Annotated in this window: 14 protein-coding genes; 10 read left to right on the top strand and 4 right to left on the bottom strand. The window is 69.7% G+C overall.

The window, feature by feature from the left end:
- Position 1 precedes the first annotated feature (1 nt).
- The 10 genes from nuoH (at position 2) to RN607_RS12405 (ending at position 11,399) form a co-directional block, all read left to right on the top strand.
- Positions 2-1,450 carry an NADH-quinone oxidoreductase subunit NuoH gene (nuoH, locus tag RN607_RS12450; protein ID WP_313497657.1) on the top strand — a complete coding sequence of 483 codons (1,449 nt, stop codon included), beginning with the start codon at positions 2-4 and terminating at the stop codon, positions 1,448-1,450.
- Positions 1,443-2,132 (top strand): NADH-quinone oxidoreductase subunit NuoI, encoded by a 690-nt coding sequence (gene nuoI / locus RN607_RS12445; RefSeq protein ID WP_313497655.1) that lies wholly within the window; start codon positions 1,443-1,445, stop codon positions 2,130-2,132. The genes nuoH and nuoI overlap by 8 nt, the downstream gene beginning before the upstream one ends.
- Entirely contained in the window at positions 2,129-2,872 is a 744-nt protein-coding gene (locus RN607_RS12440) for an NADH-quinone oxidoreductase subunit J (protein WP_313542920.1), read from the top strand. The genes nuoI and RN607_RS12440 overlap by 4 nt, the downstream gene beginning before the upstream one ends.
- On the top strand, positions 2,869-3,168 hold the full coding sequence (gene nuoK, locus RN607_RS12435) for an NADH-quinone oxidoreductase subunit NuoK (RefSeq protein ID WP_313497651.1): 300 nt from the start codon (positions 2,869-2,871) through the stop codon (positions 3,166-3,168). The genes RN607_RS12440 and nuoK overlap by 4 nt, the downstream gene beginning before the upstream one ends.
- Before the next feature lie 3 nt (positions 3,169-3,171).
- Positions 3,172-5,052: an NADH-quinone oxidoreductase subunit L gene (gene nuoL / locus RN607_RS12430; protein WP_313542919.1), complete on the top strand. Its 1,881-nt coding sequence runs from the start codon at positions 3,172-3,174 to the stop codon at positions 5,050-5,052.
- The gene (locus RN607_RS12425) at positions 5,053-6,546 is read left to right on the top strand and encodes an NADH-quinone oxidoreductase subunit M (protein ID WP_313542917.1); all 1,494 of its coding nucleotides are present in this window, start codon (positions 5,053-5,055) and stop codon (positions 6,544-6,546) included.
- Positions 6,546-8,117, top strand: a complete 1,572-nt coding sequence (gene nuoN / locus RN607_RS12420) for an NADH-quinone oxidoreductase subunit NuoN (RefSeq protein WP_313542915.1) — start codon at positions 6,546-6,548, stop codon at positions 8,115-8,117. The genes RN607_RS12425 and nuoN overlap by 1 nt, the downstream gene beginning before the upstream one ends.
- A 10-nt stretch (positions 8,118-8,127) precedes the next feature.
- Positions 8,128-9,144, top strand: coding sequence for a polyprenyl synthetase family protein (locus RN607_RS12415; protein WP_313497644.1), 1,017 nt, complete (start codon positions 8,128-8,130; stop codon positions 9,142-9,144).
- A gap of 123 nt (positions 9,145-9,267) precedes the next feature.
- Positions 9,268-9,864: a sigma factor-like helix-turn-helix DNA-binding protein gene (locus RN607_RS12410; RefSeq protein WP_313542913.1), complete on the top strand. Its 597-nt coding sequence runs from the start codon at positions 9,268-9,270 to the stop codon at positions 9,862-9,864.
- Entirely contained in the window at positions 9,861-11,399 is a 1,539-nt protein-coding gene (locus tag RN607_RS12405; protein ID WP_313542912.1) for a hypothetical protein, read from the top strand. The genes RN607_RS12410 and RN607_RS12405 overlap by 4 nt, the downstream gene beginning before the upstream one ends.
- Positions 11,400-11,404: 5 nt before the next feature.
- Here RN607_RS12405 and rarD read toward each other — a convergent pair whose 3' ends face one another.
- The 4 genes from rarD to RN607_RS12385 all read right to left on the bottom strand — a co-directional run bounded on the left by rarD (position 11,405) and on the right by RN607_RS12385 (position 17,252).
- Positions 11,405-12,466 (bottom strand): EamA family transporter RarD, encoded by a 1,062-nt coding sequence (rarD, locus tag RN607_RS12400; protein WP_313542910.1) that lies wholly within the window; start codon positions 12,464-12,466, stop codon positions 11,405-11,407.
- A gap of 75 nt (positions 12,467-12,541) precedes the next feature.
- A complete protein-coding gene (locus RN607_RS12395; RefSeq protein ID WP_313545440.1) occupies positions 12,542-14,587 on the bottom strand; it encodes a glycosyl hydrolase in 2,046 nt (681 codons plus the stop codon).
- Positions 14,588-14,616: 29 nt separating this feature from the next.
- On the bottom strand, positions 14,617-15,342 hold the full coding sequence (locus RN607_RS12390) for an efflux RND transporter periplasmic adaptor subunit (protein ID WP_313542907.1): 726 nt from the start codon (positions 15,340-15,342) through the stop codon (positions 14,617-14,619).
- Positions 15,339-17,252, bottom strand: a complete 1,914-nt coding sequence (locus RN607_RS12385) for a glycosyltransferase family 2 protein (RefSeq protein WP_313542905.1) — start codon at positions 17,250-17,252, stop codon at positions 15,339-15,341. Before RN607_RS12385 ends, RN607_RS12390 begins: the two co-directional genes overlap by 4 nt.
- Between the last annotated feature and the right edge of the window lie 196 nt (positions 17,253-17,448).

Below are 17,448 nucleotides of genomic sequence, written 5' to 3'. Positions count from 1 at the left end.
CATGGCTCTCCTGAGTTCGCTCGGGTCCGTGATGACCTACGACTCGGACGCGTTGAAGAACGCCCACTGCGGCGTGACCGACGCGGCGTCCGCGACCGCCGACCAGACGGCGTGCCTGAACGCCTGGGGCACGCTCGCGGGCGACCCGGTGTGGCTCGTGATCGTCAAGGCCGTGCTGATCCTGGTGTTCCTGCTGCTGTCCGTGCTGTTCGCGGTGTGGTTCGAGCGCCGCGTCATCGGCCGCCTGCAGTCCCGCCCCGGTCCCAACATGCACGGCCCCTTCGGCCTGCTGCAGTCGGTCATGGACGCGATGAAGCTCCTGTTCAAGGAGGACATCACCGTCCGCGCCTCGGAGAAGGTGCTGTACATCATCGCGCCGATGATCTCCGTGTTCTCTGCGCTGCTGATCTTCGCGGTGATCCCGTTCGGACCCGCCACGCACATCCCCGGCACGGACATCGTCACGCCGGTGCAGCTCACCGACTTCCCGGTGGCGGTCCTGTACATCCTGGCGTGCGCCGCGATCGGCGTGTACGGCATCGTGCTCGGCGGCTGGGCCTCGGGCTCCATCTACCCGCTGATGGGCGCCGTGCGCTCCACCGCGCAGATCATCTCCTACGAGCTGGCCATGGGCCTGTCGCTCGTCACCGTCTTCATGCTGTCGGGCTCCATGAGCACGTCGCAGATCGTCGATGCGCAGACGGACCGCTGGTGGGTATGGCCCCTGCTCCCGGCCTTCGTGCTCTACGTGATCTCCATGGTCGGCGAGACCAACCGCCTGCCCTTCGACCTCCCCGAGGCGGAGGGTGAGCTTGTCGCGGGCTTCATGACCGAGTACTCGTCCATGAAGTTCGCCTGGTACTTCCTCGCCGAGTACATGAACATGATCAACGTCTCGGCGGTTGCCGCGACGCTGTTCCTGGGCGGGTGGCGAGCCCCATGGCCCGCCTCGTGGCCGGGCGCGGAGATGCTGAACGCCGGCCTGTTCCCGCCGCTGTGGCTGATCATCAAGATCTGGCTGCTCATGTTCGTGTTCGTGTGGATCCGCGGCGCCCTGCTGCGCTTCCGCTACGACCAGTTCATGCGGTTCGGATGGAAGGTGCTGATCCCCGTGGGCCTCGGCTGGCTGGTGTTCTTCGCCGTCGGCCGCCAGTTCATGGACTTCTACAACCGTGACCTCAACCTGTACGACGCCGTCGCCTGGCTGGTCGCGATCCTGCTGGTGTACGCCGTCTGGGGCTTCGTGAAGGACGCGAGGGCGGAGAAGGCGAGCAAGCTGGCGGACGTGGAGGACGAGCCGGTCGAGGAGTTCGACGCCTTCGCGGGCGGGTACCCCGTGCCGCCGCTGCCGCACCAGACCCTGCCGCCGTCGCCCCGTTCCGGGCGCACGGTCGAGGCCAGCCGGAGAACAGAGCCTGTCAAGACCGAGGAGGGAGGCGCCGATGACTGACGCCGACGAGACCTGGGAGGTCAATCGAGCGCGCGACGGCAAGGTCGAGCAGTTCGAGTCGAACCTCCCCAAGAAGGGCCCGATCGGGCAGGCGTTCGCGCCGGTCGCCGGCTTCGGCGTCACCCTTCGCAACTTCTTCAAGCCGACGGTCACCGAGCAGTACCCGCGCAAGAAGACGCCGCCGATGCCGCGCTACCACGGGCGGCACCAGCTGAACCGGTACCCGGACGGGCTCGAGAAGTGCATCGGCTGCGAGCTGTGCGCCTGGGCGTGCCCGGCGGACGCGATCTACGTCGAGGCCGACTCCAACACGCCGGACGCGCAGTTCAGCCCCGGCGAGCGCTACGGTCGCGTGTACCAGATCAACTATCTGCGCTGCATCTTCTGCGGTCTGTGCATCGAGGCGTGCCCCACCCGTGCGCTGACGATGACCAACGAGTACGAGCTGGCGGGGCCCACCCGTGAGGGCCTCATCTACGAGAAGCAGGACCTGCTCGCCCCGCTCCAGGAGGGCATGCTGCAGGCGCCGCACCCCATGGTGCCCGGCACCACCGACGGCGACTACTACCGTGGCGATGTCACCAAGGTGGTCAAGGAGCAGACGGACTGGGTCCGCAAGAACCGTCCCGAGGACCCGACGCTGCCTGAGAACGCCTACCGCGTGGAGGAGGCGTCCCGATGATCAGCCCGGTCCTGTTCTGGTCGGTCGCGTTCCTCACGGTCGTGCCCGCCCTGTCGCTGCTGTTCGCCAAGAAGGCGGTCCACATCGCGATGAGCATCGTCGCGGTGATGGTCGGCCTGGCCGTCGCCTACGTCGCGCTGGACGCCCCGTTCCTGGGCGTCGTCCAGATCGTCGTCTACACCGGCGCTGTCATGATGCTCTTCCTCTTCGTCCTCATGCTGGTCGGAGTCGACCAGCGCGAGAGCATGAAGGAGACCCTCAAGGGCCAGCGCTGGATCGCCGTGATCGGCGCAGGCGGCCTGGCGATCCTGCTGATCTCCGCGATCGGACAGCTCACCTACACGCCCGCAGACACGATGACCACCGGCGACCCCGACAAGGTGGCGAACCTCCTCTTCAGCGACTACCCCGTGGTCATGGAGATCCTGGGCGCGCTGCTCATCACGGCGGCCGTCGGAGCGCTGGTCCTCACGCACACTCCGCGCCTCACGCCCCGGCGTGGACAGGCCGAGCTGCAGAAGGCCCGAGTGCTCGCCGGCGCCAACCCTGTCAACAAGCCGATGCCTGGCGTCTACGCCCGCCACAACGCGCTCGACGTGCCGGCGCTCGACCCGGAGGGCAAGTCCCTCGAGGACTCGGTCTCCCGCGTCCTCGAGATCCGCCACCAGACGCAGGAGGGCGTGGAGTTCCGCGCCGCCCTGAAGGATCCGTCCAAGAAGACGACGGAGGAGGACAAGTGAGCCCCATCGCCTTCGTCTACCTCGCGACGGTGCTGTTCGGCATCGGCGCGGCAGCGGTCCTCACGCGCCGCAACGCGATCATCGCCTTCATGGGTGTCGAGCTCATGCTCAACGCCTCCAACCTCGCGCTCGTCGCCTTCTCCCGCATCCACGGAGAGATCGACGGCCAGGTGATGGCCTTCTTCGTCATGGTGGTCGCGGCCGCCGAGGTCGTGGTCGGACTCGCGATCATCATCGCGGTGTTCCGTGCCCGCCAGACCATCTCCCTCGACGAGCCCGCGGAACTGAAGGGTTGATCGATGCTTGACCTGACCTGGCTCCTGATCGCCGTGCCCCTGGCGAGCAGCCTCGTGCTGATCCTTCTGGGCAAGCGCGCCGACAAGTGGGGACACTGGATGGGCGTGGCCGCATCGACGGCAGCCTTCGTCGTGGGCCTCGGCGCCCTGATCCAGATGCTCGGCCTCGACTCCGAGTCCCGCACGCACGCGATGCACCTGTTCACCTGGATCTCGGGCGGCGAGCTGCACGTCGACGCAGGGCTGCTCCTGGACCCGCTGTCGATGACTTTCGTGATGCTCGTGACCTTCGTGGGCACGCTCATCCACCTCTACTCTGTGGCCTACATGGAGCACGACCCGCGCAGGCGGATCTTCTTCGCGTACCTCAACCTGTTCATCGCCGCGATGCTGCTGCTGGTGCTCGCCGACTCGTACCTGCTGCTGTTCGTCGGCTGGGAGGGCGTGGGCCTCGCGTCCTACCTGCTGATCGGCTTCTGGAACCACAAGCCCGAGTACGCGACCGCCGCGAACAAGGCGTTCGTCGTCAACCGTGTGGGCGACGTCGGCCTGATCATCGCGATGGGCCTCATGTTCACCGCGTTCGGCTCGCTCAGCTTCTCCGACGTGTTCGCGCAGGTCGGCGACGTGTCGACCGCCCAGCTCACCGCGATCGGCCTCACGCTGCTGGTGGCCGCCACCGGAAAGTCCGCGCAGTTCCCGCTGCAGTCCTGGCTGGGCGACGCGATGGCGGGCCCCACGCCCGTGTCGGCCCTGATCCACGCGGCCACCATGGTCACCGCCGGCGTCTACCTGATCGTGCGCTCGTCGGCCATCTTCGACCTCACCGACACGGCACGCCTGGTGGTCACGTCGGTGGGTGCGATCACGCTGGTCATGGGAGCCATCATCGGCATGGCCAAGGACGACATCAAGAAGGCGCTCGCCGCCTCCACCATGTCGCAGATCGGCTACATGATGCTCGCCGCGGGCCTGGGCCCCATCGGCTACGCGTTCGCGATCTTCCACCTGCTCACGCACGGCTTCTTCAAGGCCGGCATGTTCCTGGGCGCGGGCTCGGTGATGCACGGCATGAACGACACGGTGGACATGCGACGCTTCGGCGCGCTGCGCACCGCCATGGTCGTCACCTGGGTCACGTTCGGGCTCGGCTGGCTCGCGATCCTGGGCGTCCCGCCGTTCTCCGGCTTCTGGTCCAAGGACAAGATCATCGAGGCCGCGTTCGTGGGCGAGGGATGGCAGCCCTGGGTGTTCGGCCTGGCCGCGCTGATCGGCGCCGGGCTGACCGCGTACTACATGTCGCGCCTGTTCTTCATGACCTTCCACGGCAAGGCCCGGTGGACCGACGAGATGCATCCGCACGAGTCCCCGTGGCTCGTGACGGCGCCCATGATCGTCCTGTCCGTCGGCTCCGCGCTGCTCGGTTGGTTCCTCGCCTCCGGCGACCGCTTCACCACCTGGCTGGAGCCCGTCACCGGGCACGTCGAGGAGCACGACCCCGTCATGGCGGTGCCGCTCATCATGACCTTCACGCTGCTGCTCGTCGCAGTCGGCGTGGTCGTCGCCTGGCTGCAGTACGGTCGCACGGAGGTGCCCACCGAGGCGCCTGCACCGTCGCTCGGCACCATGCTGGCGCGCAACGACTTCTACCAGGACTCGGTCAACCGCGGTGTCCTCCAGCGACCCGGCACGCATCTCACGCGCACCCTCGTGTACGCCGATGCCGCGCTGGTCGACGGAGCCGTCAACGGCACCGGCACAGGGCTGCTGAGGCTCGGAGAGTTCCTGCGTCGATTCCAGTCCGGGCAGGTGCGCAGCTACGCCGCGCTGCTCCTGATCGCAGTCGCCGGCCTGATCGCCGGCGTCGTCCTGGGGGTGCTGTAGATGTTCCCGTTCCTGACCGTCCTGGTGCTGCTGCCGCTGGCAGGCGCCGCCCTGCTGCGGGCCCTGCCTGAAGGCGCGCGCAGCCGGGTGCGTGAGATCGCGCTCGGCGTCACCCTGCTGGAGCTCGCGCTCGGCATCGTGATGCTCACGCAGTTCGACCTGTCCGACGCGGCGACGCAGCAGTTCACCGAGACCTACTCGTGGATCCCGCAGATCGGTGCGAGCTGGGCGCTCGGAGTCAACGGCTTCGGGCTGTCGATGGTCGCGCTGTCGCTCATCCTCACCCCGCTGGTGATCCTGGCCGAATGGAGGCGCGACGCGGAGGACCACCACCGCGCCGCCCGCTACCTGGCGCTGATCCTGGTGCTGCAGGCGTTCATGGTCGGCATCTTCGCCGCCCGCGACGTCTTCCTGTTCTACGTCATGTTCGAGGCGATGCTGATCCCGCTGTACTTCCTCATCGGAGGCTTCGGCGGGGAGCAGCGACGCTACGCGGCCGTCAAGTTCCTGCTGTACTCGCTCGTCGGCGGGCTCATCATGCTCGTGGCGGTCGTCGCCCTGTACTTCGTGGGCCCCGGCGGCGAGCAGGCCTACCTGATCGACAACCTGGCCGGGTACGACTTCGGCACCACCGCCGAGCGGCTGATGTTCCTGGGCTTCTTCCTGGCGTTCGCCATCAAGGCGCCGATGGTCCCCGTGCACACGTGGCTGCCCACCGTCGCCGAGACCGCGCGCCCCGGCACCACCGCGCTGCTCGTGGCCGTGCTCGACAAGATCGGCACCTTCGGCATGATCACGCTGGGCATGGTGATCTTCCCGCAGGCGTCGAAGTGGGCGGCGCCCGTCATCATCGTGTTCGCGGTCATCTCCGTGATCTACGGAGCCGTCGCCGCCATCGGTCAGACCGACATGCTGCGCCTCGTGTCGTTCACCTCGGTGAGCCACTTCGGCATCATGGTCCTGGGCATCTACGCGTTCCAGCAGACCTCCGTCGAGGGCGCGGCGTTCTACATGTTCAACCACGGCCTGAGCACCGGCGCGCTGTTCCTGGTGGTCGGATTCCTCATCGAGCGCAACGGCAGCCCTCACGTCAGCGCCTACGGCGGCCTCCAGAAGGTCGTGCCCGTCATGGCCGGCACGTTCCTCGTCATCGGCCTGAGCGCGCTCGCGCTGCCCGGACTGTCGCCGTTCGTGTCGGAGATCATGGTGCTGGTCGGCTCCTTCGGGGTCGCCAACGCCGCGGTGGTCGTCGCCGCGCTGGGCGTGATCCTCGCCGCGCTGTACGTGCTGCTGACCTACCAGAAGGTGTTCACCGGACCCACCAAGGAGGGTCTGGAGAAGACCAGGGAGCTCGGCATCCGCGAGCGGTTCGTGCTGTGGCCGCTCATCGGCCTGATGCTGCTGCTCGGGTTCCTGCCGAGCCTGGCGATCGACTATCTGCGTGATCCGGCCGCCGCCGTGGTCACCACCGTCAACGCGGAGGTTTCCGAGTGATGTTCACCGCTCCCGACATCTCCTACATGGCGTTCGCGCCGCTGCTGATCGTCCTGCTCGCAGGCGCTGTCGGCGTGCTCGTCGAGGCGATCATCAGGACCCCGGCCACGCGCCGCGCGGTCCAGCTGGCGCTGACGCTCGTCGCCCTGCTGGGTGCCCTCGTGGTGTCCGCCGTGCAGTGGGCCTCGCTGACGGCTGCGGGCAACGTGGCGCAGACGGGCTTCTTCGTGGTCGACCGTCAGGCGCTCGCGTGGTTCTGCCTGCTGCTGGTCTTCGGTGCGCTCGGCGCGCTGCTGTTCGCGGCGCGCACGCGTGCGGGCGAGGAGTCGTTCACGTCGCTCGGAGCGGCCACCCCTGGGTCCCCTGAGGAGGCCGAGGCACGCCGCCGCGGGCTCGAGGTGACGGAGGTCTTCCCGCTGCTGCTCTTCGCGGTCGGCGGCATGATGGCGTTCGTCTCCACGACGGACTTCCTGGCGCTGTTCGTCGCTCTCGAGGTGTTCTCGCTGCCGCTGTACATCATGGTCGCGCTGGCGCGTCGCAAGCGTCTGCTGTCCCACGAGGGCGCGCTGAAGTACTTCCTTCTCGGCGCGTTCTCGTCGGCCATCTACCTGTTCGGCGTGGCGCTCCTGTACGGCGCCGCCGCATCCACGTCGTACGGAGACGTCCTCACCGCCGTGCTCGCCTCTCCCGGCGATCTCGCGCTGTTCGTCCCCGGTGCGGTCCTCGTGATCGTCGGCCTGCTGTTCAAGCTGGGCGCCGTGCCGTTCCACACCTGGTCCCCGGACGCCTACCAGGCTGCCCCCACCCCGGTGACGGCCTTCATGGCCGCCGCCACCAAGGCCGCCGCGGCCGCCGCGCTGCTGCGCATCGTGTTCACCGCGCTGTACCCGCTCGAGTGGGAGCTCAGCTGGATGATCTGGACCGTCGCCATCGTCACGATGGTGGTCGGCACCGTCGTCGCGTTGGTGCAGACGGACATCAAGCGCATGCTCGCGTACTCGTCGGTGGCCCACGCGGGCTTCATCCTCGTGGCGTTCGCAGGCTTCTCCGCGCAGGCGCTGTCCGCCGTGCCGTTCTACATGCTCACCTACGGCCTTGCCACGATCGGCGCGTTCGCGGTGATCACGCAGGTGCGTGAGAAGGCGGAGGACGGCACGGTCGGCGGCGAGGCCACCCGGCTCGGGCAGTGGGCGGGTCTGGGACGACGCGACCCGATGCTGGCCGGCGCGATGGCCCTGTTCCTGCTGTCGTTCGCAGGCATCCCGCTGACTGCCGGCTTCATCGGCAAGTTCCAGGCGTTCGCCGCGGCGATCGACGGGGGCGGCTGGCCGCTGGTGCTCGTCGCCGTGGTGGCGTCGGCGGCGGCGGCGTTCTTCTACGTGCGTCTGATCGTCCTGATGTTCCTCACGGACGTCCCTGAGGACCAGCAGGCGCTCGTGGAGGTCGACTACCACCCGTACACCCGCGTCGTCATCTGGATCACCGCCGCCGCGGTGCTGATCCTCGGTGTGCTTCCGGCCGGTGCGCTCTCCATCGCCTCCGACGCCGGTGTGCTCCTGATCGGGCTGTAGGCTCGAACGCATGTCAGTCCCCATCGGCAACGACCAGCTGCAGGATGCGCTGACACCGCGACTGGAGCTGATCGAGGAGCGGTTGCGCGACGCGGTCGCGCAGTCCGACAGGCTCGCGGACGCGACGTCCAGGCATCTGGTGGACGCCGGCGGCAAGCGGCTCCGTCCCATGCTGGTGCTGCTCGCATCGCAGCTGGGCGACGGATCGCGCCCGGAGGTGCTCGACGCGGCGGTGGTGTGCGAGCTGACGCATCTGGCGACCCTCTACCACGACGACGTGATGGACTCCGCGCCCACCCGGCGTGGAGCGCCGTCGGCGCACGAGGTGTGGGGCAACTCGGTCGCGATCCTCACCGGCGACCTCCTGTTCGCCCGGGCGTCGGTCGTGGTCGCGGGCCTCGGGCCGGAGGCGGTGCGTCTGCAGGCGACCACGTTCGAGCGCCTCTGCCTGGGCCAGCTCCACGAGACCGTGGGACCTGCTGAGGACGACGACCCTGTCGAGCACTACATCCAGGTGCTCGCGGACAAGACCGGCTCGCTGGTCGCGATGTCGGCGAGGTTCGGCGCGATGTTCGCCGGCTGCGCCCCCACGATCGTGAAGCAGGTGACGCAGTACGGCGAGCTTGCCGGCGTCGCATTCCAGTTGGCGGACGACGTCCTGGACATCCGTTCGGACACGGAGGTGTCCGGCAAGACCCCTGGCACCGACCTGCGGGAGGGTGTCGACACGATGCCCACCCTCCTGCTGAGGCGCCGTATCGCTGCCGGTCCTGGGCCCGAGGTGAGCGCCGAGCAGCACGCGGCGGACCTGGCCCTGCTCGCGGACATCGACGGCGACCTGACCTCGGACGAGGCGCTCGCCTCCGTCGTGGATCGCCTGCGCGTGCATCCGGTGGTCGATCAGACGGCCGCGCTCGCCCACGACTGGAGCCGCCAGGCGATCGTCGCCATCGACGGCCTCCCGGCGGGCGAGGTCAAGGACGCGTTGGTCGCCTTCGCCGAGGCGCTCGTCGCCCGCGCCGCCTGAACGCCCCCGATCGGCGCTCGTTCATGAGCCCGTGCGGAGGCCATGCCTCTGCATGAGCGGACGCAGCCTCACCTTCCCGCGGTCCGCCGCATATGAGAAGGTGAGTGCTACGAGGGAGAACGCATGGGGGACCTGCAGACGCTCGTCGAGCGGCTGATGCATGAGCGAGGCGCGAGCCTGACCGCGTACGCAGCCATGCTCGCTGACCGGGATGACGATGCGGTCCGCCTCATGGACGACGCGATCGTGGCCGTGCTCCGTCGCAGGAGGCCCCCGACCGATGTCGACGAAGCCGACGCGCGGGTGCGCATGGCGATGGCGACCACGGTGGCGGGCCGGTCGCCCCGGCGCACGTGGAGGGCGTCGCGCGGCTCTCGCCCTGCCGCGGGCCCGGACTCCGCCCCCCACGCGGACTCCGCCCCCCACGCGGACGGCGCGCCCCGCAGCCCACAAGATGACCGCCAGGACCGCGTGGACGACGGCTCCGACGTGCGCACCGCACTGCGCGCCCTCCCGCCCCGCGAGCGCGCCTGTGTGGTGATGCGCCACCACGACGAGCTGACCCTGCCGCAGATCGCGCGCGCGCTGCATGTGGAACAGCACCAGGTGCGGCGCTGCCTGCAGGACGCGACGGCGAGGCTGTCCCCGCTGCTCGGCGTCGTCGACCCGGGTCCGGAGCCCGAGGTCGCTGAGCTGGTGAACCCCAGGAGCCGCCGATGAGCGCGCTGGGCGAGGCTCTCAGGAGCGCCGGTGCCTCGCACGCGCGGGCGATCGGCGCGGACGGACAGGCGCCGCAGGGGCGGCAGGATCGCGCGCTCAGACGCATCGCGCGTCGGCGTCGCGCACGGACGGGCGCGATCGGTGTGGCCGCTGCGGTCGCCTTGGCGGCGATCGGGCTGTCGGTCGTGGCCGGCGTGGCCGACCGGCAGCAGCAGGCGGCGGCTGCGCTTGCCGCGGCGGGCAACCCCTGCGACCTGGACACCTACCCGCTGCCGAACGTCGCCGCGTTGGCCGGAGCCCCGTACTACGGGCGGGCGTACGTGGACGTCAGCGCGGGGACGGGGCACTATCGCAAGGCCGACGGCACGCTCGTCGAGGTCGTCGCGGGCAACACCCCGACCACGGACTGGGAGCCGACCCTGTGGTACCGCGTCGAGGATGGCGGCCAGGCCTTCAGCCTCGATCAGTACGGCTGGATGGGCCTGCTCACGGTCGACGGAGGGGAGGCGGACCACCTGGTGTTCGACATCACCGGGATGGGCGCCGTGCCTGTCTACGATCCCGCGGACCTGTGGACCGGGTGGACCACCACGCTCCCCGCGGTGGTGCCGGTGGGCGTGTCGCCGACGGAGGTGGCGACGATGCATGCGTGGGCCTTCATGGCCACGTATGCGTCGATCATGTCGAGCGCCGCGGGCACCGACGCCGTGATCCAGCGGATCGTGACGCACGCCGACGGCACCCAGGACGAGGAGCCGATGCTGGTGGGGTACTACATCGCGCCGCTGCTGGACACCTCCGACGTGGTCGGCATCACGACGCGCATCACGATGCCGTCGGGTGAGCGCTACGACGTCGTCTCCTCGCGGGACGAGGGTGCGCTTCCGAGGTCGGCGTGCGGGAGCAACGACACGGTGTGGCAGCCGCTGGCGCTCGGCACGACGGACAGCGGCGTCTACCAGGGTCCGGACTATCTGACGGGGCCGGAGGTGGACGAGTTCCAGTGCGGTGCGCCCCTCGATCCTTCGTTCGAGGTGCCGGTGGTGAGCAGGGAGCGACGGCGAGGCGTGACCTACGAGGACGACCTCGGCATGCAGGTGGACTACCGCTCCGGCGCGACCCTGGTGACGGTGGAGGCCGGCTATGGCGACTACCCGGACTTCGACTTCGACCTGCTGCCGAGCGCCCCGGGCTGGGACGCGGCCTACGGTGACGCGCCGGACGGCTCCACCGGCGCGTTCCGCTACGCGTCGGTCGTGTGGGTCGACGGGCTGGGTCGGATCGTCGGGAGCCTGGAGCCGACGCAGGACGACTACCCGTTCGGAACCGCCGGCTTCATCCCTGGCTGGTGGTACTTCTGGCAGCTCGCGGGCGGGGTCGGGCCGTGGGAGGCGACGGTGTATGACGACGCGGGCGTCGTTCCATGCGACGGAGCCTCCCAGGCGGCTGTGGCGGGCGCGTCGCCGGTGGTGATCCTCGGCGAGGGTCCGTCGCCCGACGCGATGCATTGGTCGTGGTTCCCGGTCCACGCGTGAAGGGCCTAGACGGGCTCGGTCGGCTCCACCTCGGCCTCGCGCGGGTCGCGGGTGCGCGCCCGCGACGCGCGGAAGCTGTCCACCGTGAGCACGATCAGGGCGACCCACACGAGCAGGAAGCCGATCCATCGGCCGGTGGACATCGGCTCCCCGAAGTGCCAGACGGCCAGCATGAACATGATCGTGGGTGCGAGGTACTGCAGCAGGCCGACGATGTTGAGCGGCAGCCGCTGCGCGCCGCCGGCGAACAGCAGCAGGGCGCCCACCGTGAAGACGCCGGTGGAGGCGAGCAGCAGGTCGTGCCCGATGCCTAGCCCGTCGCCGCCGCGGGTGCCGAACGTGAGCGTGCCCGCGTGGTGCATCCACCACACGGCGATGGCGGCGAACGGTGCGAGGACCAGGGTCTCGATGGTGAGGCCCGTGACGGGGTCCACGTTGAGGCGCTTCTTGATGAGCCCGTAGATCCCGAAGGAGAAGGCGAGCGCGAGCGCGATCCATGGCAGGCCGCCCACCTCGACGCCGATGATGACGACGGCCACGGTGGCGATCGCGACGGCGACCACCTGGCCGCGGCGCAGGCGTTCGCCGAGGACTACCACGCCCAGCCCCACGAGCACCAGCGGGTTGATGTAGTAGCCGAGCGACGCGGAGTTCACCTGATCGCTGGTGACCGCGTAGACGTAGATCAGCCAGTTCGCGACGATCAGCGCGGCGGCGAGTGCGAGCGTGGCGACGGTGCGCAGGTCGCTCAGGGCGGTGCGCAGCCGTGCCCACCCGCGCACGACCGTGACGATCACCGCGCACACCAGCAGGGACCACAGCGCGCGCTGCGCCGTGATCTCGAGAGGCGACGCGGGCACGAGCGCGTGCATGAGCAGAGGGAAGAGGCCCCACACCAGGTAGGCGCCGAGGCCGAGCCCCAGGCCTGTGCGGTCGAGCGCGGCGGCGTGGGCGGGCGACCCTGTGGCTGCGGACGGGGAGGGGCTCGAGCCGGCGCTCGCCGGCGTGGGAGCGGCCGACGCGGTGGGGACGGTTCCGCTCGCGGGCTGGGTGGAGGAGTCGGTCACCGAGCCAGTGTGACTGCGCCGCGGGGTGCCACACCACCCCTCGCTGGCGTCAGCCCGACGCGCCGGTCATGATGCTCACCCCACGCTCGCGATGAAGGCGAGCATGTAGGCGCGCGACATCCCGTCGTCGATCGCCGAGTCGGGCAGGGTGAGGGCGACCGCCCACGCCGCTGCCTGGGTCTTGGCTCCTCCGAGCGCCGTGTACATCGTGATGAGGTCGGTGAACTGGTCGGCGGTGCCGGTCGGCATGGCCTCGGCGATGGATGCGGTGGCGCGTCCCGCGGCCGTGTCGTCGGCGGGCGTGAGGATCCCGATCTGGGTGGGTGCCATCGGGATCAGCTGGATTCCGAGCATGGCGGCGGGGTCCGCGGAGAACCAGGTGGCGTAGTCGCGCTTCGCGCCCCACTCGATGCCCACCACCAGATGCGTGTACTCGGGGGCGAACGAGGTGTCGGGCCGTACGTAGAGCGCGAGCGACGAGTGCGCCTCCGCAGACAGCATCCACTGTGCGCGGGTGGCCGCCCCGGCGTCTCCGCGCAGCTGCGCCCAGGCCGCGACGGCGGTCCAGGCGGTGATCGCCTCGGAGCTGGACTCCTGGTTGTTGCCGTCGGCGAACGGCGAGATGCCCGAGGCCCACGAGTGGCCGGCGAACGGATCGAACACCCTGATCGCAGGCACCTCGCTGGTGCCGGGGGAGGCGATGTCCGCCACGAGCGAGTCGATCACGGGTGCGACGGCGTCGATGTCGACGATCCCCTCCTGCACCGCGATCGTGGCGGCATAGATGAGGTAGCCGTAGTGGAAGTGGTGGTCGTTGAACTGCTCGGACCCGAAGGCGGTGTCCAGCCCGACGACGCCGCCCCACGCGTCGTCGTAGACGAAGCAGCGGCTGGTGCGGGTGGTGCACCCCTCCGGATCTGTCCACTGGCCCAGCTCGGTGGCGAGCCTCTCCCCGATCTGCGTGGAGGCAGCGGTGTCTCCCAGGTCGTCCGCGAGTGCGAGCAGCTGGGCGTCCCGGTACATCGCCTTGGAGCCGAAGTACGTGTCGGACGGGTACGCGACGCCCCCGGCCTCGGCGTCGAGCGCGGTCGTGACCGCCTGCTTCTGCTCTGCGGTGAGGCCGCTCACGTTGAGCGTGAGCTGGGGGGTGACGGTGGTGACGTCCCACGCGAGCGCGGTCCCCGCGCATGCGACGGTGGGTCCGTCGATCGTGTCGAACAGTCCGATGTCGCAGGTCCCGTCAGGGCTGGTGCCGTCGACGGCTGCGGACGGCACCAGCACCGTCGGGCCTCCGTCGACGGTCGTGTAGGCGAGCGTGGTGGTCGTCGTCTGGGTCCCCACCGCCCACTTGGAGGTGGCCTTCGTCACGGGCGAGCTCATGAGCGCCGCGTAGCCGGCAGGGTCCGTGAACCCGGTGGCGTCGTCGCCTGAGGGGATCGGGAAGACCTGAAGCCATCCTCCTGCCGCGAGGGTGACGCTGGCGCCGTCCACCTGCGCCCGCGATGTCGTCACCCCGTAGGTGGTTCCCTCGAGCTCCACGAGGCCCACGCCGTCGTCCCCCCACGCGGGGGCTGAGGACAGCGTCAGCGTCACGTCAGCGTCCGCGACGAGCCCGATGGCGGGCCATCCCTGTGCGACGGTCGCGGTGGCGAGCGGCCCGTCGGGCCCGGAGTAGGCGAGCGACGTGTACACGGGGTCGTTGATCGTCACCTGCGGCCGGGCGTCCGACCCGCCCACCGCCACCGTCAGGAACGCGCCGGTCTGGGCCGCGATGAGAGCGTCCGACCCGACGACGGAGGGGAGCGCGATCCCGATCGAGCCGGCGTCCACCTGGACGGCGACGGGCGTGGGGTAGGCCTTGGCGGGCAGGTCCGCGTAGGCGAGGGCCGAGTACCAGCGGTTCGTGGGCGCGAGCACACCGTCGGCCACGCCGGCGGACGACGGGGCCTCTCCCACGCTCTGGATCGGCAGCGTCTGCGCGACGGTCGAGGCGGCCGCGTCGACCACGCCCGTGGCCGCAGGTGAGCTCGATGTCGCGGACGTGGGGGCGATGCTTCCTTCCGGAGCGGGCGAGCCCGTGCACCCCGCCGCGAGCGTCAGGGCGCCCGCGGCGGCGAGCATGGTCACGATCCGACTCCTGACGCGTCGCCTCACAGGCCGATCCTATGAGCGAACGCGACGAGCATGTCGGTCACGCCCGCCAGTGGTCCGTCGTCGCGCAGGTGGAGCGTCGCCTCGATGGGCGTGCCTGGTGCGACCAGCGCGTCCTCGGCGCCGGCCGTGAGCTGCGGCGAGTCCACGCGCACCGTCACGAGCGCGTCGCCGTCGGTGGTCTCCACGTCGAGCGACGTGACGGTGCCGGCCATGGTGCTCCTGTCCGGCAGCATCAGGTCCACCTGCGCGCCGTCCTCGATCCGTCCGAAGTCTGCGGGCGACAGCATGAACTGCGCGTCGATGTAGAGCGTGCCCGTCTCGTCCACGTGCCCCACGACGTCGCCCGGCTGCGCGTACGAGCCGACCGTGACCGGCATGTCGGTGACCGTGCCGTCGACGGTGGACAGGATCGTGTAGGTCCCGTCCGCGCTCGCGTTCTCCGTGCTCGCGTCGACGATCCCCTGGGCGATGTCGCGCGCCAGCAGCTGGGACTCGAGCGTGAGCAGGGGATCCCCGACCGACACGTGGTCGCCTTCCTTGACCGCCGCTGCGGTGACAAGGCCGCCGTAGTCGGTGCCCACGTCGATCGCAGCCGCCTCGATCGAGGCCGTGGTCGAGTCCACCCGCAGCTCGCGCTGGTTGAACAGCAGGGTCGCGGCGGCGACGATCCCCAGCACCATCGTGAAGCTGAGGAGGAGCTTGAACCTGTTGCCCCACGTCATCGCGTCACCTCCGATGAGCTGACCGCCTGGCGGAACACGTCCGCGCCCCGCCTGCTCTCGTAGGCGGCCCTCGCGGCGGGCGGCGCGGACTGACGGATCGGAAGCGGCGAGGTCACGACGCTGCGCTCAGGCGGAGGCGAGGCCGGCCGTCGGACCACAGGAGCCGTGACGACGAGGCCTGTCGGCGACTGCGCGGCCGTCGCGGCGATGCCGGGCCGGTCGGCCGCCGGCGCGGTGTCGATCCTGCGTGCGACCGCCACGACGCTCGGCTCGACCGCAGCGTCGGAGCGGCGTGCGGGACGCCGTGCGGCGCGGCGCTCTGCCCTGCGTGCCGCGCGGAGCGCCTTCGCCTCCTTGCGCGCGGTGAGCGCGAACGCGGCGAGCACGACGGTGTTCACCAGGTTCCAGCCGGTCGCGAGCGACGGGACGCCGTGCATCCAGTCGCGCCAGATCGCCACCACGGAGGTGAGCGCCAGGAACAGCAGGAACGCCATCTGCGGCACGATGAAGTTGTACGGGGATCGAGTCTTCACGGCTCCGGTCACGGACCAGCCGACGTCCTTGCCGCGGATCACGTTGAGCAGCGCCTTCGTGTAGATGGGGAAGGACACGGTGGCGAGCGTGAGCGTCTCCCAGCGGAAGGTGCCCAGCGTGAACCACATCAGCACGATCTGCATCACGTAGAAGCCGCCATAGAAGACCACCCATTGCGCGGCGGAGATCGACACGGACATGGGGTGCAGGTCCAGGTAGATCTCCATGGGCGGCACCAGCAGCAGGAGCAGGGGCGCGATTCCCGTGAGGTAGAACGTGGCGGTCACGAAGTACTGGAGCCGCTGGTCGATGGTCAGATTGCTGCGCCGCGACCACAGCGGGTGGGTCAGCAGGATCTCGAATCCGCCGGTGGCCCACCTCAGCTGCTGCTTCGAGTACGCCTCGACGGACTCGGGGGCATCGCCCACCGCCAGCACCTCGGGCAGGAAGATCGAGTTCCAGCCGCGTTCGTGCATGAGCAGCGACGTCCACACGTCCTCGGATTTCGAGTCCGTGCAGATGCCGCCCACGTCGTCCACGGCGGCGCGGCGGAACACGACGTTCGTGCCCACGCAGAAGGCGGCGTTGAAGCGGTTCCTGCCCGGCTGCACGAACTTGTAGAACATGGTCTGCAGGTACGCGGCACCGCGGGCGATGGTGCTCTGCGCGGCGTTGCCGTAGCTCTGCGGAGTCTGCACGAAGGCGAGCTGGTCGTCCACGAAGAACGGCATCGTCTGCTCGAGCAGCTCCTCGCGCGGCACGAAGTCGGCGTCGAGCACCACGAAGAACTCGCCCTTGGCGAGCGTGAGCGCGTGGTTGATGTTGCCGGCCTTCGCACCCCCCGAGCCCATCCTGCGCACGTAGCGTGCACCGGTCGCGGCGACGGCGTCACGGAGCTCGTCGCTGTCGCCGTCGTCGAGCACCCACGTGCGGTGCCGACCTCGCATGCGCATCGCGGCTGCGGCGGTGCGGGTGATGGTCTCCACGGGCTCGCCGTAGGCGGTGATGAAGACCTCGACGGTGACGGTCCGGCCGCGCAGCATGAGCGGCCACGTGGTGGGGTCTGCGCCTGTCGTGTGGGCGTAGAGGCGGTCCCGCGCCTGATGCACGGCGAAGGTCCGCGGGTCGGGGCTGCCCGCGAGGATCGTCCACATGGAGACGACGGCGTGGAACGCGAGGATCGACTCCGCGACGATCACGAACGAGTAGGGCAGCAGGTCCCCGCGGTGCGCGGGGTTGAGCAGGAAGGTCGAGTAGGCGAGGACACCGAGGGTGGCGATGAGCACCAGCAGGGTCATCACGGGGGAACGCTCCGCGGCCTGCACGGGGGAAGCGGCGGTGTCGTGGGCGGTGGCGCTCGGAAGCAGCGTGGTCATGGCGGGCTCCGGGGTGCGTCGTCGAGCTGAGGCGTGTGAGGAGTCGCGTGGATCGCGACGGCGTCGTTGCCTTGGGGGAGGTACGAGCGTCCTCCCGCGGGACGTGGGCCGTGCGGCCCGTCATTCCACTCAAACCGAAGCCATCTGAGAGGGAGGGGGATTCCTCTCAGATCCACAGCATGGACCGCTCTGTGAA

This window comes from Demequina capsici (genome assembly GCF_032102965.1).
In the GTDB taxonomy this organism is placed as follows: domain Bacteria; phylum Actinomycetota; class Actinomycetes; order Actinomycetales; family Demequinaceae; genus Demequina; species Demequina capsici.
This window is presented reverse-complemented; position numbering and strand designations above follow the sequence as displayed.

Bases quoted from the DNA above. Each gene is read 5' to 3' on its own strand.
- RN607_RS12440 (WP_313542920.1), top strand. From the start codon at position 2,129: ATGATCAGCCCGGTCCTGTTCTGGTCGGTCGCGTTCCTCACGGTCGTG.
- nuoN (WP_313542915.1), top strand. From the start codon at position 6,546: ATGTTCACCGCTCCCGACATCTCCTACATGGCGTTCGCGCCGCTGCTG.
- nuoL (WP_313542919.1), top strand. From the start codon at position 3,172: ATGCTTGACCTGACCTGGCTCCTGATCGCCGTGCCCCTGGCGAGCAGC.
- RN607_RS12410 (WP_313542913.1), top strand. From the start codon at position 9,268: ATGGGGGACCTGCAGACGCTCGTCGAGCGGCTGATGCATGAGCGAGGC.
- RN607_RS12385 (WP_313542905.1), bottom strand. From the start codon at position 17,252: ATGACCACGCTGCTTCCGAGCGCCACCGCCCACGACACCGCCGCTTCC.
- nuoI (WP_313497655.1), top strand. From the start codon at position 1,443: ATGACTGACGCCGACGAGACCTGGGAGGTCAATCGAGCGCGCGACGGC.
- RN607_RS12390 (WP_313542907.1), bottom strand. From the start codon at position 15,342: ATGACGTGGGGCAACAGGTTCAAGCTCCTCCTCAGCTTCACGATGGTG.
- nuoH (WP_313497657.1), top strand. From the start codon at position 2: ATGGCTCTCCTGAGTTCGCTCGGGTCCGTGATGACCTACGACTCGGAC.
- RN607_RS12405 (WP_313542912.1), top strand. From the start codon at position 9,861: ATGAGCGCGCTGGGCGAGGCTCTCAGGAGCGCCGGTGCCTCGCACGCG.
- RN607_RS12395 (WP_313545440.1), bottom strand. From the start codon at position 14,587: ATGCTCGCCGCCGCGGGCGCCCTGACGCTCGCGGCGGGGTGCACGGGC.
- RN607_RS12415 (WP_313497644.1), top strand. From the start codon at position 8,128: ATGTCAGTCCCCATCGGCAACGACCAGCTGCAGGATGCGCTGACACCG.
- RN607_RS12425 (WP_313542917.1), top strand. From the start codon at position 5,053: ATGTTCCCGTTCCTGACCGTCCTGGTGCTGCTGCCGCTGGCAGGCGCC.